Consider the following 754-nt stretch of genomic DNA (forward strand, 5'->3'; position numbering starts at 1 on the left):
TGTTGGCGTAACCTGGCAACAGGCTAAGGATTACTGCCAGTGGTTGGGTAAGGTGTCAGGTAAAAAGATCGACCTGCCGACCGAAGCACAGTGGGAATATGCCGCGAGGTCCAGAGGACAATATCTCCCCTTTGCAACCAACAATGGTAAGTTTGAGGAAGGTAAGAATATACCCAGTGAAAATCAACTGGATGAATACACAGATGGTTACGGATTTCCCATCTACCCCATAGGCAAATACCCCCCAAACCCGTTGGGGCTCTACGACATGGGCTTAAGTGGTTCTGAATGGGTGAATGACTGGTACGCATCTGACTATTATTCTCACTCCCAAGTGAATGACCCTCAGGGTCCAGAGAAAGGCACCCGGAAAGTATTGCGCGGATATGTTGGTGGTGACAGGCAATATGCACTGACGATGTTCAGACAATCATCTCAACCAGTGCCTAAATTCGGGGGGCGCGACAACTATGAAAAGTATGGGGTGAGTCCTTTATACGTATTCCGTTGTGTGATGAATAAGTAGCGCTTTCATCAAGTCTCATGAAAGCACTATGATGGCGTAATCCTTAAGGAATGAGATGAATAAGAAGCTAATAACTATCGCGGCGGGAGTGTGTTTTCTGACCGGTTGCGATCAGGGTAGTGCCGCAGCCAATACCCAGGCCGCGAAAATCCTTGCAGATAAGTCCATCGCGAACATGGTGCCCGTTCAGGGTGGAGAGTTTCTCATGGGGGACTTTGGTCCTTTAGT

The 754-nt window shown here is 48.5% G+C and carries 1 protein-coding gene; it reads left to right on the plus strand.

Annotation, left to right across the window (positions count from 1 at the left end; all coding sequences use genetic code 11):
- Positions 1-526 (plus strand): formylglycine-generating enzyme family protein (locus HMPREF1144_RS12470; RefSeq protein ID WP_042927635.1); only part of this gene is annotated, 526 nt, incomplete at its 5' end.
- Positions 527-754: the final 228 nt, after the last annotated feature.

It is taken from the genome of Klebsiella sp. OBRC7, assembly GCF_000293135.1.
GTDB lineage: Bacteria > Pseudomonadota > Gammaproteobacteria > Enterobacterales > Enterobacteriaceae > Klebsiella > Klebsiella michiganensis.